13 protein-coding genes are annotated in these 18,737 nt (G+C 40.8%); 4 read left to right on the top strand and 9 right to left on the bottom strand.

The genetic code is table 11. The features are described 5' to 3' along the window. Nucleotides 1-56: 56 nt before the first annotated feature. The 4 genes from ACHLI0_RS12350 to ACHLI0_RS12335 all read left to right on the top strand — a co-directional run bounded on the left by ACHLI0_RS12350 (nt 57) and on the right by ACHLI0_RS12335 (nt 8,202). Nucleotides 57-3,005 carry a glycosyl hydrolase 115 family protein gene (locus ACHLI0_RS12350; RefSeq protein ID WP_490749276.1) on the top strand — a complete coding sequence of 983 codons (2,949 nt, stop codon included), beginning with the start codon at nt 57-59 and terminating at the stop codon, nt 3,003-3,005. Between the two features lie 68 nt (nt 3,006-3,073). Then, nucleotides 3,074-5,206: an alpha-N-acetylglucosaminidase gene (locus ACHLI0_RS12345; RefSeq protein ID WP_490749275.1), complete on the top strand. Its 2,133-nt coding sequence runs from the start codon at nt 3,074-3,076 to the stop codon at nt 5,204-5,206. 22 nt (nt 5,207-5,228) lie between these two features. Next, nucleotides 5,229-7,037 carry a hypothetical protein gene (locus ACHLI0_RS12340; RefSeq protein WP_490749274.1) on the top strand — a complete coding sequence of 603 codons (1,809 nt, stop codon included), beginning with the start codon at nt 5,229-5,231 and terminating at the stop codon, nt 7,035-7,037. Between the two features lie 46 nt (nt 7,038-7,083). After that, nucleotides 7,084-8,202 (top strand): glycoside hydrolase family 88/105 protein, encoded by a 1,119-nt coding sequence (locus ACHLI0_RS12335; RefSeq protein WP_048696084.1) that lies wholly within the window; start codon nt 7,084-7,086, stop codon nt 8,200-8,202. Nucleotides 8,203-8,304: 102 nt separating this feature from the next. Here the strand turns inward: ACHLI0_RS12335 and ACHLI0_RS12330 are convergent, their stop codons facing one another. The 9 genes from ACHLI0_RS12330 to ACHLI0_RS12290 all read right to left on the bottom strand — a co-directional run bounded on the left by ACHLI0_RS12330 (nt 8,305) and on the right by ACHLI0_RS12290 (nt 18,632). Then, complete coding sequence (locus tag ACHLI0_RS12330) at nt 8,305-8,790, bottom strand: HU family DNA-binding protein (protein WP_048696085.1); 486 nt, start codon at nt 8,788-8,790, stop codon at nt 8,305-8,307. 182 nt (nt 8,791-8,972) lie between these two features. Beyond that, on the bottom strand, nt 8,973-9,668 hold the full coding sequence (locus ACHLI0_RS12325) for a YgjP-like metallopeptidase domain-containing protein (RefSeq protein WP_321673531.1): 696 nt from the start codon (nt 9,666-9,668) through the stop codon (nt 8,973-8,975). After that, nucleotides 9,665-12,883, bottom strand: coding sequence for a type I restriction endonuclease subunit R (locus tag ACHLI0_RS12320; protein WP_490749273.1), 3,219 nt, complete (start codon nt 12,881-12,883; stop codon nt 9,665-9,667). Before ACHLI0_RS12320 ends, ACHLI0_RS12325 begins: the two co-directional genes overlap by 4 nt. Before the next feature lie 5 nt (nt 12,884-12,888). After that, the gene (locus ACHLI0_RS12315) at nt 12,889-13,761 is read right to left on the bottom strand and encodes an HAD family hydrolase (RefSeq protein WP_490749272.1); all 873 of its coding nucleotides are present in this window, start codon (nt 13,759-13,761) and stop codon (nt 12,889-12,891) included. Nucleotides 13,762-13,778: 17 nt separating this feature from the next. Then, nucleotides 13,779-14,948 carry a restriction endonuclease subunit S gene (locus tag ACHLI0_RS12310; protein WP_490749271.1) on the bottom strand — a complete coding sequence of 390 codons (1,170 nt, stop codon included), beginning with the start codon at nt 14,946-14,948 and terminating at the stop codon, nt 13,779-13,781. 4 nt (nt 14,949-14,952) lie between these two features. After that, nucleotides 14,953-15,786: a DNA damage-inducible protein D gene (dinD, locus tag ACHLI0_RS12305; RefSeq protein ID WP_234120216.1), complete on the bottom strand. Its 834-nt coding sequence runs from the start codon at nt 15,784-15,786 to the stop codon at nt 14,953-14,955. Nucleotides 15,787-15,807: 21 nt separating this feature from the next. Further along, nucleotides 15,808-17,337: a type I restriction-modification system subunit M gene (locus ACHLI0_RS12300; RefSeq protein ID WP_490749270.1), complete on the bottom strand. Its 1,530-nt coding sequence runs from the start codon at nt 17,335-17,337 to the stop codon at nt 15,808-15,810. Continuing rightward, the gene (locus tag ACHLI0_RS12295) at nt 17,327-17,893 is read right to left on the bottom strand and encodes a restriction endonuclease subunit S (protein ID WP_234150915.1); all 567 of its coding nucleotides are present in this window, start codon (nt 17,891-17,893) and stop codon (nt 17,327-17,329) included. The genes ACHLI0_RS12300 and ACHLI0_RS12295 overlap by 11 nt, the downstream gene beginning before the upstream one ends. Before the next feature lie 139 nt (nt 17,894-18,032). Next, nucleotides 18,033-18,632, bottom strand: coding sequence for an HU family DNA-binding protein (locus tag ACHLI0_RS12290; protein ID WP_490749578.1), 600 nt, complete (start codon nt 18,630-18,632; stop codon nt 18,033-18,035). Nucleotides 18,633-18,737 lie beyond the last annotated feature (105 nt).

Raw genomic sequence — 18,737 nt, 5'->3', positions numbered from 1 at the left:
TACTTCTGTTGATTTTTGGTTTTCTTTGTAGCGTCGATTATCAATCTAACTTTTATATGAAAAATAAGATTTTATTAGTAGGGCTGTTTTGCTGTAGCCTTGTATCAACAGAAGCACAAGTATTATTGGATAAGAACGCTGGTAAAAACAGTTTTCCCATCGTTTCACCGGCTGCCAATGTCGTTGTTTGTTTTGATGGCAAGGATGAAACTGTCGTTCGTAAGAGTGTGACTTTGTTTGCAGACGACGTTCGTCGTGTGACGGGACAGGACCTGAAAACACAAGCAAGTAATCCGGGTGATGTCTCGGCTCGTTATGCCATCATCGTGGGAACTGTCGGAAAAAGCGCATGGATCAATGCGCTGGTAGCCAAAAAGAAGATAGACACAACTCCCATCACCGGTGGATGGGAACGTTATATGATAGAAACGGTTGATAATCCTGCACCGGGTATTAAGAAAGCCATTGTCGTAGCTGGTAGTGACAGGCGCGGTACGGCTTACGGACTTCTCTCCATATCTAAAGCGATAGGTGTGTCTCCCTGGTACTGGTGGGCCGATGCTCCGATAAAACAACAGAAAAAACTGGCTGTCAACGTTCATAAATTCATTTCAAAAGAACCTGCTGTCAAGTTCAGAGGTATCTTTATCAATGACGAAGACTGGGGACTTTATCGCTGGTCAAAGAACAATTATGAGAAAGAACGTGGAAACTTCGGACCGAAAACATATGCGCAGATTTGTGAGTTACTGCTCCGTCTTCAGGCAAATTATCTGTGTCCGGCCATGCACGATGCGTCTATGGCATTTCACCGCATACCGGAGAATAGATTGGTAGCGGATAGTTTCGCCATCGTGATGGGGTCTTCTCACTGCGAACCGCTGTTGTTCAACACGGCAAGCGAGTGGAAACGCGACAAGATGGGCGAATGGGATTACATCAACAATAGAGCGGGAGTAGACAGTGTGCTGAGAGCACGTGCGAATGAATGTGCTCCTTTTGAGAATGTGTACACTCTGGCTCTGCGCGGATTGCATGACAGAGCGATGAATGCGAGCAATGATATGGCGGATAGAAAACAGATGCTCCAGGATGCATTGATGGCACAAAGAAAGATGCTGATCGATGCGACGGGTAAGCGTGGCGAAGATATTCCGCAAGCCTTTACTCCTTATAAAGAGGTGCTGGATGTATACGACGAGGGACTGGAACTGCCGGATGATGTTACGATCATATGGCCGGACGATAACTATGGCTATATGAAGCGTTTGAGCAGTCCGAAAGAACAGAAGCGTTCGGGGCGTTCGGGTGTTTATTATCACTCTTCCTACCTGGGCAAGCCTCACGATCATCTTTGGATGAACACCACTTCGCCCACGTTGATGTACGAAGAACTTCGCAAGGCTTATGACATGACGGCAGACCGGATCTGGCTGCTCAATGCCGGTGATATCAAATCATGTGAGTTTGCTGTAGATTTCTTCCTGTCGATGGCTTATGATATCGATTCTTTCAATTTTGACAGAGCGGCTACTTATCGCACGGAATGGTTGTGTGGTATGCTGGGTGACGAATACCGCAATGAGTATCAGGAGGTGATCAACTCATTCTACAAACTGGCTTTTGCCCGCAGACCGGAATTTATGGGATGGGGTTATCAGTGGGCTACCGATAAGCACGGAAGAGAACGGAATACAGATACTGATTTCTCCTTGACGAATTACAGGGAAGTGGATTCACGCCTGAGTGAATACCGCCGGATCGGAAGCATTACAGAGAAGATTCTGAATAAGCTGCCGGAAGAGAAAAAGGCTTGCTTCTACCAGTCATTGTATTATCCGGTGAAAGGATGTGAGTTGCTGAACAGAATGATCCTGGACGGACAGAGAAACCGCTGGTACTCTATTCAGCAAAGAGCGTCTACTGGCGAACTGGAGAAAAAGGTGAAGGCTTGCTATGACAGTCTGCAAGTGATCACCAAAGGATATAACTCATTGCTCGGTGGCAAATGGGATCATGTAATGACAATGAAACAGGGATTTGCCGCTGCTTACTTTGAACTTCCGGCATTAAGAAAAGCTTCACTGGCATCTGACGCTACACTGGGCGTAATGGCAGAGGGAGAAGATGTACTGAAAGGTCTGAAGAGTTTCCACTCCTTGCCTTGCTTCAATACTTACCTGCGTCAGTCATATTATGTGGATGTTTTCAATAAAGGGGCAAGCCCTTTGAAATGGAAGGCATCTGTTACGGACAACTGGATTTTATTGAGTAAGAAGGCAGGCGAAACGGTTACGGAGGAACGTATCGAAGTATCGGTAGACTGGGCAAAAGTACCGGTTGGAGAGAAAGTTTTCGGAGTATTGGAAATTACTTCTGACCGGGGCGAGAAAGAGAATGTTTACATCTCTGTATTCAATCCTTCTTCTCCATCCCTTGCCGAAATGGATACTTTATTTGTGGAACATAACGGATATGTCTCTATCGATGCGGCAAGCTTCCACCGGAAAGTGGAAAATAAGGCGATCAAGATGAGAACCATTCCTAATCTGGGGATAGAGAATACGGCTATTCAGTTGGGTGATCCGACGGCTGCCCCACAACGTACCGCAGGCCGTAGCACACCACGTTTGGAGTATGATTTCTATACTTTCGAGCAAGGTTCGGTTGATGTCTATACATATGTGTTGCCTACATTCGTGACAAGCAAGGACAGAGGCTATGCCGGACACGAAGCAACGAATATCGAAACCAAATATGGTGTATGTATTGACGAAGGCCCGGTTTTGAATCCGTCTACATCTTCCTTTGAATATGCGCAAATCTGGTATGAGAGCGTATTGAAGAACTGTAGAATCAATAAGACAACTTTGCATATCGACAAGCCGGGTAAGCATACCGTGAAAATAATCTGCGGAGATGCCGGAACTGTATTGCAAAAGATTGTATTGGACTTTGGAGGAATGAAACGTTCCTACTTTGGACCTCAACCGACAAGAAAATAGAGTTGTTTGATGAATATGTAGTTAAAGATTGCCATGGTTGTATATGACCATGGGTGATAGGGTTAACCATGAAAAAACACTTTTTACTTTTAGTCTTCCTGCTCTTTGCTGCGATTGTTGAGGCTGCTAATCCGGTAAAGCAAATGTTGGAACGTCTTCAGGAAGGGCTTTCCGACCGGTTTAAGATTGAGATCCGTTCTTCTTCTGATGAAGGCGACTACTTTGAACTGTATGGTGGCGGGCGCAAAGTCACAGTACGTGCCAACAATTATGTAAGTGCTGCCTTTGGCATTAACTGGTATTTGAAGTATTACTGTCATGCTCATGTCTCTTTCTGTGGAGACCAGTTACCTCAATTGCCTGTTGATCTGCCACAGGTGAAAGAACGTTATGCGACTAAACTAGCCGATAATTTTTACATGAATTATTGCACATTCAGTTATACCACAGCCTTTTGGGATTGGAAACGTTGGGAACGTGAAATAGATCTGATGGCTTTGAGCGGTATTAATATGCCGATGGCTATGGTTGGGGCGGAGGCTGTATGGCGGAATACGCTGTTGAAATTCGGGTATACGCTTCCGGAAGTGAAGGAGTTCTTGTGTGGACCAGCTTATTTCGGTTGGTTGCTGATGGGTAATCTTGAGAATATCGGTGGCCCGTTGCCCGATGAATGGTTTAAGGTGCAGATAGTCTTACAGAAGAAAATACTTGCCCGTATGCGTGAATATGGGATGAAGCCTGTTTTTCAGGGATTTTTTGGGATGGTTCCTTCCTCGTTGAAAGAAAAATATCCGGAAGCCCGCTTGGTGGAACAGGGACTGTGGAACTCGCTTCAACGTCCTCCTGTGCTCGATCCTGCCGATCCGTTGTTTGAAAGAATGGCAAAGGTGTGGTATGCTGAATATGAGAAGCTTTATGGGAAAGCGGACTTGTTTGGCGGCGATCTCTTTCACGAAGGTGGAAAGACCGGGGGCATTGACGTAACGGATGCCGCCCGCCGGGTACAGACGGCCATGAAACGCTATAATCCGGATGCGACGTGGGTGATTCAGGCATGGTTGGGAAATCCGAAAAAGGAATTGCTGGCAGGACTCGACAGAAAGAATACGCTGATCGTTGATCTTGCTGCCGAGTTTTGGGATAACTGGCGGAAGCGCAAGGGCTTTGATGGCTTTCCGTGGTTATGGTCGCATATTTCCAATTATGGAGGTAACATTGGCCTGCACGGGCGTCTGGACGCTATAGCTACCGGTCCGGTAGATGGTCAGAAGGATTCGGCGGCATCACCGAGCATGAAAGGAACCAGCTCTACCCCGGAAGGCATCGAGGTGAATCCGGTAGTATTTGATTTGTTGAATGAAATGCGCTGGCGTTCGGAGCATTTGAATCTGGATGTCTGGTTGAAAGAGTATTCAGTGCGTCGTTATGGTGTGGAAGATGAAAATCTGAAAGAGGCGTGGACTATTTTCCACCGTACAGCTTATGGTACTTATACCGGTCATCGCCGTCCGTCAGAGTCGGTCTTTTGTGCCCCTCCCAGCTTGAAAAGAGATAAAATCACGGCTTCTGCCTGGAGTCAATGCCGGATTTTCTATGATCCGGAGCTCTTTGCCCAGGGAGTAGGATTATTCTTGCAAAGTGCAGACCGTCTGAAGCAGACGTCAACTTATCAGTATGATGCAGTCGATTTCGTCCGTCAGTATCTTGCGGATTTAGGGCGGGAAGCATATTGCAATCTGGTGGATGCTTATCGGGTGAAAGATACGAAACAGTTTGATTACTGGTCGGAGAGGTTTCTGCAGCTGATTAAGGATCAAAATGAGTTACTGTCCACCCACGAATGCTTCTTCGTGGGACGCTGGCTGGATATGGCCCGTTCGAAGTCAAAACAGCCTGAATTGCAGGATTTGTATGAGCACAATGCCCGTATGCTGATCGGGACATGGACGGAGACACTTAGTCCGGTGCGCGACTATGCCCACAAGGAATGGGGCGGGCTGCTGAAAGACTATTATCTGCCTCGCTGGACTAATTACATCGCTTATCTTAAAGGTACATTGGAAGGACGTTCACTTACTGTTCCGGACTCGTTTCAAGCGGAGAAGGCATGGGTGAATGCACATAATAAGTATGTGCTTGAGACTGGTGTTGATCCGGTGCAGACAGCTAAGAGAATGTATAGCAAATATCATATTTAATCATTGCTCAAAAAAAAGTACTATGAAAGGATTATTGAAAACAGCTGTATTGTTGGTTATTTTCTGCGCTACAGCCATGGCCTGTGGAGGTGGTGGAGAGGATGCATTGGATCATAAGGGAGGTGATGGTGGCGGAACTGGTAATAAGGGCGATCAAGAAGAACCGGAACAACCATTTGTTGCTCATATTACTCCTATAGACAAACTCAATCAAGGTGTCCCAGTGATTAATTCGCACGCTGATGTTACTTCGCGTTCGTCCTTGAAGATGAACTTTCGGACGTATTCACAATTGGGAGAGAGTGTACTAAAATCTGCCAAACCTAATTATGTACGGGTTAAGAAATTGGCTAATGATGGTTATATCATGTTCTATCACAACAATCAGATTGGTGCCAGTTGTTCTTATGCGACCAGTACGGACTTTAAAACATGGAGTTATAAAGGCAAGCTGTTTACAAATTACAGTATTATCGACAGTAAAGGTGAAAAGAATGACCGGCGTTATTCAAATTGTGATGGGCTGGTACTTTCCAACGGAGATATTCTGGCCGTAGCCTCCTATAGGGCTAATAATGGGTATAGAGACTTACCTAATGATGCAGGTATTGAAATGAGACGTAGTACCGATAATGGCGTTACGTGGAGTGAACCGGTCTCAGTGTATCAAGGTGTCAACTGGGAGCCGTATTTGCTGGAATTGTCCTCGGGAGAAATCCATTGCTATTTCACGGACAGTAGCCGTACGGGTATTGAAGGCAAAGACACCGGAACTGCAATGGTCATATCCAGAGATGGCGGTCAAACGTGGACGCCTTCATTTGGAAGTATCCCTTACTATGTGATACGAATGAAGTGGGAACAAGACGGAAAAACATACTTCAATCATCAGATGCCGTCTGTTATTCAACTTAAAGGTAGCAATGAACTGGCGGCCGCTGTAGAAACTAATAACCGTGGAACATATTATATATCACTGGCTTATTCCGGCGAAGATGGTGAATGGGATCATCTTGATGTGGATCAGGAAGGACCGGCTGATAGCGACAATCTGTCTTTTTTAGGCAGCGCTCCATATTTATCTCAGTTTCCATCGGGTGAGACTGTGCTTTCGTATAACAAATCTTCTACTTTCTATATGAAAATGGGGGATGCCAAAGCGCGTAATTTTGGAAGTGCTTATTCACCGTTTTCAGGTAAGGGGTATTGGGGAACGTTGAATTTGGTAAATCCGCATCAATTGGTGGGAGCGATGCCTGATACTTCTAATGGAACAATCATGTTATCACAATTTATTCTTAATCATCGTATCAATGCAGTACGCCGTAACGTAAAGGTGGATGGCAACAATAAGGAATGGGTGAATACGGATCATGCGCTTTTTGTCGGAGAAAAATCGCAAGTGCAGGGAACTCTCCGCTGTTCGTGTGATGATAAGAATGTATATTTCCTGGTAGAAGTACTTGACCGGAGCTTGCTGAGAGGTGATTATGCTACTGTTTATCTCTCTTCGGGTGATAGTAAAAGTTTGACGAACGGTGCTAAACGGATACAAGTATCAATGGATGGATTGAAAAGTACCGAAACTTATGCCGGCAAGTGGAACAATGCGGAGATGGGGGTAGAAGTGAAAACTTATGTATGCAATGACACCAATGAAGATCGTATTGACAACTATGGTTATATTGCCGAAATCTCTGTCCCCCGTTCCAGCCTGACTATTTCTTCGGGACAGGTATTGGTCAATTTTTCTATTACCGACAATAAAGAAGAGGAAGCAGTCAGTGATGTGTCTTCTATAAGCCGCTGGATACCGGTGGCGGGATTGTAATCTGATAATAACGTGAATAATTAATTATATAGAAACAATTGTAATGATGAAAAAGAACTATTATTTAATTTGTGTATTGTTACTGGCTGCTTTCTGTACAACCAGTATTGCTACTGCTCAAAATTATTTTGGAGATTTTCCTGTAAAAGCAGATCCTAAGACTGTTGGTAATAAATTGAGCAGACGCTTGATGGAAACTAAACATCAGCTATATTTTGATAGAGGAATACATTATGCTGAAGTATGTACATGGTACGGAGCTCTCCGTTTTGCAGAATTGACGAATAACAAAGAGCTGATCAAGCTATTGAGAAATCGTTTCGAACTATTGTTCCACCTGGAAAAAGAACTCCTTCCTCCACCCATACACGTAGACCAGAATATGTTTGGTTGTCTGCCTCTCAGATTTTATAATATAACGAAGGATAAACGTTATCTGGACCTCGGATTGCCTTACGCCGACACTCAATGGGAGCTTCCTGCCAATGCGAATGAAGAAGAACGTAAATGGGATAAAAAAGGATATTCCTGGCAAACTCGTCTTTGGATTGACGATATGTATATGATTACTATCGTACAGTCTGAGGCTTATAAGGCTACCGGTGATCCTAAATACATCAATAGGGCTGCCAAAGAAATGGTGCTGTATCTGGACGAGCTGCAACATCCTAACGGCCTTTTCTATCATGCACCGGATGTGCCTTACTATTGGGGACGTGGAGATGGCTGGATGGCTGTGGGTATGACAGAGCTTCTGTTCAACCTGCCGAAAAATGATCCGAATAGAGACCGGATAATGAAAGGCTATCTTTTGATGATGAACAACCTGAAGAAATATGTGAACAAGGATGGACTGTGGAATCAGCTGATAGACCAGCCCGACTTTTGGACTGAAACATCCGGATCTGCAATGTTTACCTATGCTATGATCTTGGGTGTTCAGAACGGATGGTTGGATAAAGAAGAATTTGCTCCTGTTGCACGCAGAGCTTGGTTGGGCCTGTGCAATTATATAGATGATAAGAATGACCTTACCGAAGTTTGTATCGGAACGGGAAAGAAAAACAGTAAGCAATATTATATGGACCGTCCTCGCATTGCCGGAGATTATCATGGACAGGCACCTATCTTGTGGTGTGCTTATGCTTTGCTGAACAATAAGTAAAAAACAGATATATTCTGTTGTATAAGTTGTATAAAAGGAGAGGATGTCCCCACTGATTGGAGACATCCTCTTTCTCTAAATATAACAATATAAAATGATTCCTTATACTGTCGGGTCCGGTGCTTCATCACCGCCGTCATTACCGCCTTCGTTTCCTCCGCCTTCTTCACCACCACCTGAAGGAGCAGAACTGCTGTTTCTGGTTACATCCAGTTTCTGAATGCTGACAGACTTTATCATATTTTTCAGCAACTCCCCCGGAGTAAAGATGATTTTACGGTTTTTCAATGTTTCCGTAGTGACTTCCTCTGCGTTTTCTTGGCTTTTGCATCCGAAGGAAGGACGGAAAGTTCCAAATTCCCCCAAGTTGACGGATGCTCCGATTTCCATATACGTTATCAGAGAATCAATGAGTCCGTCAAGGACGGCTTTTACTGTACCGCGTGGAACGAATCCTACTTTGGTTACCTGATCGCACAGCATCTTAAAATCAACGTTGACTACATTGAACGGACGCGCTACATATTTTTCTGCTTTGGTATCGTCGAAACCAAAGGTTGTTTTTTTGACTACATATTTCAGTGCCATAATTTAATTTTAGTTTTTTAAATAGTTTATAAATCGAGTTTCTGTTTTGTGATCACGATGCAAAGATATGGCATCTGAAATTACTGTGCAAGTTATTTTTCGAAAGTGCGTTAAACAAATAATTAATAAAGCGTATGGGGCTGATAGTTAGATGAATAGAAAACTATGCCTGTTTCATGAAGTTAAGTCATAAATGATTCAAGTTTATTTTTCCAGCGTTTCCAGTCTGGCATCTCAACTTCTAGCAGTTCAAAAAATGCTTTAGTATGATCATGATGTAATAAGTGGCATAATTCGTGTGTTATTACATACTCAATACATGGTTTGGGAGCTTTTATCAATTCAGTATTTAAGATAATTTTCCCTTTTGGCGTACAACTTCCCCATCTGTTTTCCATTTCTTGTATATAAATGGCGGATGGTTTGGCACCATATTTGGTGAAGCGAGTGATTATAGGTTCTGCTATTTCGGCAAACTTTATCTTTGCATGCTCTCGGTACCAATTTTTCATTAATTCTTCTGCCTTATATTTTTGTGAACACACCACTTCAAAATAACGTCCTTTGTATTTGGCACTGTTGGTTTTTCCAATCATTACTTTGAGCATATATTGTTTACCCAGATAATAATGTGATTCGCCACTTACATATTTTTTAGGAGGTGTATGCGTTCCGAACGAAAGGAAGTACGATTGTTGTTTCACAATCCATCTGGCACGTTTTAGTAATTTTGACTCAATTACTTCCTGTGAGGAACCTAAAGGAGCACTTAGTAAAACTTCTCCTTCGGGGGTTACGGTAATTCCTAACGTTTTTCGTTTAGTAAATTTTACGCTATACTGAATTGATATTGTGCCGTATATTATCTCACCATTCATTGTTTAAACCATAATTTTGCTACTTCCACACATCTATCTATTATTAAGTCCATATCATCAAATGAAATCGGAAGATTATACTTTCTTTTCACTTCATCAATTAGATAATCTTCAATTTTAATTTTCATTTTTCCGATAATGTTTCTTTTATTAGGCCAATCGATAATAATCATCCCATTATCCATTATATGCTCTTTTATAATAGTGTCTATAACATTAGCTGTATTTAGTGCCATTTCCTTCAAGTTTATCTCAGTCTCATCTTTCATGACCATCTTATAGACTTCAAGGCTTAATCCGAAATATGCTCTTGCAGCATTATTATCTTGAATAGATGCTGGAATGTCGCTGTCTGTATGAGAAAGTACCTTATTCATACATTCTGTCACACGTTTGAGATATTCTATTTCATCAATGCGAGCTTGCTCGTAGGCGGCGATGGTTTCTTCAAGCAGTTGCGAGAACTTCTTGTAGAAAGCAGGGTCGGCATCCATATTCTCTGTGATATGTTTGGCTGTCCTTGATGCGATGGTGTCAGCTTTGGCTGCGGTACCTGTCACTTTTTCCACTTCTTGGGCAAACTTTTCCTTATCGAAGATATTTACCAATTCTGTTATAATTTTCACTTCTCCACTTTCTATGTGGGTATCAATTAATTTCTGTATTTGGCTTTCGTACTGTTTGAAGTTAATAGTGTCGGAATAACGCTCTTGGACTGCACTCCTAAGTTTTAAGAACATGGTTAAGTCATTCTTGTAAACTTCGATTTCATTTTCGGGCGTGTTTTTATGGAAATAGATTGCCGATAGCGCTATTTTCAGTGTTTTGGCGTAGGCTGTAAGCTTCTCGTAAAACTCTTCACGGATATTATCTGCACGTAGCAGCTCTCCATAGGCTTCTAAATCCTTTTTGTTGCCAATTTCCTTAAAGATATTCCAAAGGTCCGAATGCTTTTGGGGTAATTGGGATATTTCTTCGGAAATATCAGTGAATGTACCTTCCAAATCTTTTGCATCAAAATCCGAGTATAGTTCAAGAGCTGAATTCAAATTACTCAATATGCCATAGTAATCAATAATATACCCGAAATCTTTGTCATCACAAATGCGATTTACCCGGGCTATAGCTTGTAATAGAGTATGATCAGTCAGTTTTCGGTCAAGATATAGAACGGTGTTTTTCGGTTCGTCAAATCCTGTTAGTAACTTATCAACTACAATTATAATTTCAGGTTTCTCACCCTCTTGGAAACGGTTGATAATATTTGTTTCATATTTTTTGGCTGTTCCGTGTTCATCCATCATTCGTTTCCAGAAGGCAATCTCCGTATCAGATGTTTCACCATATGCGGTATCTTCTCCTTCACGGGTGTCAGGAGAGGTTATTAAGACTTCTGATGAAACAATTCCTATTTCATCTAAGAACTTTTTATAAAGAATTGCTATGCGTTTGCGGGGTGCCACGAGTTGAGCCTTAAATTTAGTTCCCTGCCAGTTTTCTTTAAAATGGATTGAAATATCCCAGGCGATGGCGTAAATGCGTTGCTCCGTTTGGTTTAACTGGTCGGCACGACTGAATTTCTTTTTCATATCTGCTCGCTGGTATTCGTTTAAAGGTTCGCAGACTTTTTCAAAGTACAGATCGATAGGCTTTTTGTGCACAATCTGTGGAATCATGCGTCCTTCGTAAAGCAGGGGAACTACTGCGCCATCTTTGACTGCTTGGTCTACTGTGTAAACAGGTAGAATGATACCTCCGAACTTTTTGGCTGTACTTTTCTCTTTTTTCATCAATGGTGTCCCCGTCATAGCTATGAAACAGGCATTTGGTAATGCTTTTTCCATTTTAATTCCCATTTCACCATATTGTGAACGGTGTCCTTCGTCAATGAGTACGAAAATGTTGGGATCGGTGAGTGGTTTCTTTATACCTTTTACTGCTGTTTCAAACTTATTGATAACTGTTGTAACTACTGCGTTACTTTTACTTTCGAGTAATTCAGTTAGTTTGCTGCCGGTGCGTGCGTTTTCTACATACGTGCCGCACTTTGCAAAAGTTTTTGTTATTTGTCTGTCAAGGTCGGTCCGGTCGGTTACCAAGATGATTTTAGGATTACGGATGTTTTCATCCAAAACAATGGCTTGCGCCAAAAGGACCATTGTTAATGATTTACCACTTCCTTGCGTATGCCATATCACGCCTCCGTGTCGTTTGCTACCTTCGATGTTACGGATTCTGCTTATGGTTTTGCAAACGGCAAAGTATTGCTGATAACGGGCTATCTTTTTGATCCCATCGTCATACAGTGTATAGCGGTACATTAACTCCAATAATCGTTCGGGACGGCATAGGGAATACAGGTATTCGTCTTGTACGGAAGGAGTAATTGGCGCAAGGTAAACTTGCTCAAAATACTGCCGGACATAGTGAAAACGTTCTGCAAAGAGTTTGTTGTTAATATGTTTGATATTAACCAGGTTGTAGAGTGCTTGTTTATGTGCATTCTCCTCTTCACTATCGGCAAATTGTTCTGTCCATTTTGCCCAGAACTTTTCAGGAGTGGCTGTTGTTGCGTAGCTTGCTGATTGGGTTGCTACTGAAAGTAGTAGGGCAGAGTAGATATATAATGAACGTATGCCGTCATCTTTTTGATTTCGCAAGTGTTGTGATATCGCTTGTGCGATGGAATCTCTTATGTCAGGACGTTTGCATTCTATCACGCATAGGGGTATACCGTTTACAAACAGAACAATATCCGGACGGTAAGTCTCGGTTGTTCCCGTGCGTGATACCGCAAACTCTTCGGTTACGTGAAAAACATTATTTTCAGGGTGTTTCCAATCAATATACTGCATTGTGAAACTTTTCTTGTCGCCATCCACTATTTGTTCGAGTGTTTCCCCTGTTGTTAGCAGATCATAAACAGTTTGCGATGCTGACATGAAACCTTCATTCAATGGTACGTTTCGAAGTGCCTCAATACCATTTGTAATGTTTTGCGGTGTGAATAGAGAGGTTTTAGTAGAGCTTACTTGTATGGTGTTGATATGTTCCAACTGACGGCGCAGAATTGGTGTAAGCAACACATTGGAGGTGTTACCTTCACGCAATTCCAGAGCTTCATCTTGAGTGAGATAGGTATAACCTAGCTTTTCAAGTAACATGAGAGCCGGGATTTGGCTGATGTGGTCTTCTTTGAAAGATATTCCGTTCATAAAGATTACTTTTTGTGGTCAGCGTTGATCGCTTGTTGTTTGTGGATTTTCAGTAGTCTATTAAATTCATGGTCCGCTTTAATCTTATCTAAAATACGTTTGACAACAGCATAAATATCTTTATCTTTTCTATAATCAGCAGAACATGCGAAGTTTACTCGGTTATCATTGATCAATTTGTAAGCTGTCGCTCTTTTTTTGGGGTTCCCATAAACTGCGATGGAGTGTCCTCCATGATCTTTAACCATTTTCATGCAAGGTATGTCAGTTTCTCCATCTCCAAAATAAATCATATTTTCAAAAGGAACAGGTCGTTCACTTTCATGAATAAATTCATTTATTTTAGTGTTATCACTAACTTCCTTAATCCCTTTATTTATTTTAAAAAGAAATTGCGTTTTTGTAGTATAGTCTACAGCCACTCCGGGCCAATAGGCTACTCCATCAATATCATAGAGAAAGGAACATGCATAGATATTCTCAAATTCTTTACTAATAGACGTGCCCTCAATCATCTCTTTTAAGCCTGAAGAATTGATGTAGTGTTTAATATCTAATCCTATTGATCGCCCATATTGATTAATTAATGTAAACCATTCTCTTACTCCATTAAATAATTCAACTTGTGAGCCAAACTGAATAAAAGATTCGCGCTTTAATGAGATATCATTGTTCTTAGCTGCTTGTAGCATTAAATACATATAACAAAGAATGCCGTTTGCGTCATTCTTTTCAGAGAGTTCTTTATTTTTCTTCCAAAATTCCTCTTTGCCTTTTCCAATTGCCTGAATAAAACCAAATTCTTGCATATTTCCAGGGGATAAGGTTCCATCGAAATCATATATTAGTGCAACAGTCGGTCTCTTTGATTTTGCCATGATACTATATTTAGAGTTTATATTTGAATATTAATTTTTCCTGTTAGTAATTGCTGCATTAACCCCTGTTTTTGTAGGTGAAATGATTCTAGTAGTTGTTTTGCTGAATTTATAGTACTTTCTGCTGTACTAATTATTTTAGTAATAGCTTTTTGTTCTTGCATTGGTGGAAGGTTAAATTTAATGGTTGAAAAGTTACTCCAGTTAAGTCCGCCACGTCTATTTATAGAACCTTCCATCATTGTAGAATATATGTATATAAATTGATGAGATTTTAGGAGTTTATATAAGAAAAAGTCATCAATTTTATTTTTATTTGTTTCAAACACTGTATACATTGGACTGATTAGAGATTCGTTGTATAAGTCTTGGTATCCAATTGAACCTTCTTCAATATGATTAGTTGCATATGCAAAGCAATATTTAGGTGCAATTTTGTATTGATTCAGGTCCTTAGAGAATATTTGGCGACCAAAATATTTCAATGAAGGTACAAGTCCATCATATTTAGTACAGGATAAGACTTCTAAATTTCTATTGTTTTTATTTCTTGTTTTTATTTCTTTTGCAATTTTCTTTATTGTGACTTTTTCCCATTTCCTATTAAATCCGGGTAAACGCTTTTCTCCTGTAAGGAGTTGTTGCGAGAGGGCATGTTTACGGCGAGTTAGTGCATTAACTAGCTTCTTCTGTTTTTCAATAGCTTCGTCCCACACACTGAGTATTTCAGCTATTTTTTTTTGCTCATTTATCGGTGGAACTATGAGCTTGTAACGAACTAATTTCTCGACAGATAACCCTGGTTGAGCTGAAGATTCTGAAAATTTGTTTAGATTCCAATAATCAAGTTTATATCTTAACCATTGTATATTTTCGAAAGATTGGACTGCAATTGCATGCTCCGAAATATAGTTTTTGCCTTCAACATAGTTTATATTTCCACATAATGCTCCTTGGCGACCTATTAATATATATGCTCCATCATGTGTGTAAGTATCAGAATAGCCTCTTAATCCATTACCACCATATACGGGATATTTTCCTTTTTCGGATATTTGTTTTGAGGTTATTGTTGTTCCGCTCTTAAAATGAGAACATATCTCCCCTAATCTTTTCACTTCCCACTCCTTCGGAATAACCCCCAACGGTGAATCTTTATATCCTTCCGGTATATTTTTATGTTTCATAGTTTTAGTCAGATACCTTTTTATTCAACACCTTTTTCTGTTCGCTCGCCAATCTACGCTCCACCTTTTTAATATCTTCTGCTACAGGCAAATCTTCCGGTACAATACCTCTTTCCAGAAGCATTTTTCTTACAGCGAGATTATTATCAACATGTTCTTTAGATATAGATGTTTCGCCATGTAGATCTTTCGCTTGCACATTGACACTCGTCATTTCCGCAGCAAAATCTTTTGCTTTTATGCTGATAGTTGGCAGAAAGTCTGCTATGGGGCGTTTTTCGGGTACTCCCATTTTGCGTTTCAAGAGTGCTGTATTCAATCGAAAGAGAGCCTGGTCGCCTTTGGAGCGAATAATTGCGAACCCTTTATCATTTACACCGCGTTCATATAGAACGCCGGAAAGATGCTTTTCTGTTTCTTGTAATTTAATGCGAGCTTTTACACGTTCTACTTCCAGTAACCGTTGCTCTATTAACTCTGCTCTTCGTGTTTGGACGGCAAAATACGTTTGCGCAAAAGCAACTTGTTCCTTTCGTGAATCCCCATTTTGAGCAATCAGATAACAGGCATAGCGTGTCAGAAGGATATCATCTATCTCTTTTTCGGCTCCTTTGGGCATAGCGATCGTTTTCCTGACGTCAGGAAAATGATCAGCAGTGTCTTGCCCGGCATTTTTGCACGATTCTTTTGCTTTTTCAATAACTTTAGAAAAGTTTTCCCACTTACTGTATCCAAATAAGTGCTGTATTTCTCTAGCGCTCCAACATTCTACTCCTTCTAGTTCTGAGGCGGCTGACTCGAAGTCGGAAAATAAGCGCTTAATTTCTTCTGTTTTCATTATCTGTTAGTTTTTCTTTTGTCAATAACCTAACTCTCTCAAATAAGCTTTCATCTTTGTTTGTACTTCAGCAAGTTCTGCTTCAAGCGAATCAATCTCCTTTTGCACGGCTACAATATCAATTTCCTCTTCTTCTTCGTAGGTATCTACATAACGAGGTATATTAAGGTTGTAATCGTTTTCAACGATTTCTTCCCGCGTTGCCACATAAGCATATTTATCTTCTGCTACACCTGATGATAGTTCTCCTGCCGTAAACTTACGATAGGTGGAAACGATATGATCAATATCTTGACTACGTAACCTGTTCTGGTTCTTACCATTCTCATATTCACGACTGGCATCAATGAAGAGTACATTATCTGTCTTTTTGCCTTTATTGAATATTATAATCGTTGCTGGGATACCTGTTCCAAAAAATAGATTAGCCGGAAGACCTATAACTGCTTCCAAGTAGTTTTCTTCAATTGTCTTTTGGCGTAGTTTTCCTTCGCTTGCTCCCCGGAATAGCACGCCATGAGGTGCTACGACACCAACTTTACCATGTCCTTCATATGCGACTTCGAGCATGTGACTGATAAATGCCCAGTCTCCTTTGCTTTTGGGAGGCACACCTCTCCAAAAACGTTTATATTGATCGTTTGCGGCTTCATCGGCTCCCCATTTGTCGAGAGAAAACGGAGGATTGGCTACAACTGTATCAAACTTCATTAACGCATCGCCTTCTTTAAGTTTCGGATTTCGAAGCGTATCACCCCAACGGATGGTAGCACTGTCAAAACCATGTAACAACATATTCATCATTGCCAAAGCCCATGTGCTACCGTTAAGCTCTTGCCCGTAAAGTGAGAAATTGTCTCCTCCAACCTCTTTCCCCGCTTTAATCAACAAAGAACCGGAACCACACGTTGGATCGCAAATTCTGGCTCCTGGTTTGCTTTTAGTTAGTTTGGCCAATAAAGTTGATACCTCTTTGGGAGTAAAGAATTCACCTGCTTTTTTCCCGGCACCACTTGCAAAATACTCGATTAGATACATATAAGCATCTCCAATTACATCGTTATTCTCCAAATGTGATTCATCAAATTGTAACCTTTCGTCAGAAAAATCGATGAGTAGGTTTTTCAGACGGGTGTTTTTATCTTTGGCTTCTCCGAGATTACTACTATTAAAACTTATATTGCGGAATATGCCACTACCATCTTCGCTACTCAGTTTTTCCCGGTTAGCATTTTCGAGATCAGCAAGAGCGATATCTATTAATTCTCCGATATTTGTTTCGTTGCGGCGTTCATATAAATAGTCAAATGTACTGTTCTCTGGTACGATAAAGCGTTCATGACGCATGGCTCTTTTGGTGCGTTCTTCATTACCCTCATACCTTTTAAGATATTCCTGATACTTCGATTTATTTACATCACTTACATATTTTAAAAACAGCATGGTGAGAATGTAATCTTTGTATTGGCTGGGGTCAATCACGCCTCTAAATGTGTCACACGCTTTCCATATCACTTTGTTAATATCGTCTTGGGTAATTTTAGTTTCCATTACTTATAATGTTTTTTAGTTTGTATTCAGTTAATTGTTCCCGCTTTCGGATGATTTTTTTATATAATCTTTCTTCTGTTTTTTGAAGCTTGGCTATTGCAATTATCTTTTCTTGTTTGTCAACAGGAAGAATCGGAATGTTTAGCTCCTCTACAGTGCTCTTTGATATAGAGGGGATAGATGTCCCTTTAGCATTTGAAGTTAAATACTGCAGTGTTGTTTGTCGGTTGAAAAACCAACATAAGTAGTCTGGCAATATACGCTTTTTATCTCTTATCCTTATTATGAGAAATGAGGAGGAAGCTACTGCGTTGTATTTCTGTGTATGAAAAATAGTGCAAAAATTGTTTGCTCCCTTTGCTGAGAATAGTAAATCACCTTCTTTAAGAAAGTATTTGTTGTTGGAATCATCAAGTAAAATACTTGGTTCTTGTTTGGGATGTAAGTACCCATTGTTGTCGAAACCATTGATTTGTAAATATAGTGTGTTGGCTCCCGGTGATGGTTTTAGATATACCCCGGTTTGTACCACTGCTATTTTATTTAATTTGGTCATATTGAGCTAAACTTTTGTATTGTTTCTACAAAGAAATAAATTATTTATGATATAGCCAAATTATTATTCGGTATTGTTTCTACAAAGTGAAAAAACTTTTGTCTCCATATAATTGTATGTTGTGGAGCTGTTTGATTAACTACTTCTTTAGATATACGACAGTTTTTCCTCCTCCATACTTCCGGATTATCTCTTCTTCCAAGAACTTATTGAGCAGTTTAATCGCTTTGTTGCGGCTGATTTCTGCCAATCTCATGAAATCGGAACGGGTGATACAGCCATGTTTGTCCAGATGTTGTATCAGGAGGGTACGGCATCTTTCCTCATTGGAATCGTTGTTAGTACGATAGGGTGACTCTATGCGTTCCAGTTGCAATGGTTCCAGACTCTCACGAAACTTTTTGTTAATGCGCAGGTTCACCTTATTTAAATGGATGGAAGGAGAACGAATTTCTTTCTTCTCCATCACCGGACGGTCACATGTCAGTGATAGGGAGAAATGTCCGATTTCCCCGACTTCTACGGTCCAGCCTTGCGCGAGCCAGTGTTGTAGCTCATCACTGACGGCTTGCAGGCAACCTTCTATCGTGGCTGGACTGAAGCCGTTGGATTTGGATACTAGTTCAATGAACTTATCAGCATCAATGGTGCCTGATGGAATAACACGTGCATAAAGTGCCTGTTGTTCCTCCTTTTTTTGTGGATTACCACTCGTGTATAAATCGTAATAAATGCTCATAGTTACTTTATATTTTTCTTGTTCTACAGATAATTTCTTTCTCTTCATAAATTAATTCGTCCGCCTATAGCCGGACGAATTAATTTATGCACTCAAAGGTATTAC

The organism is Bacteroides sp. RCH18 (assembly GCF_058231005.1).
The sequence above is the reverse complement of the archived record's forward strand: the minus strand, read 5'-3'. Positions and strand labels throughout refer to the sequence as shown.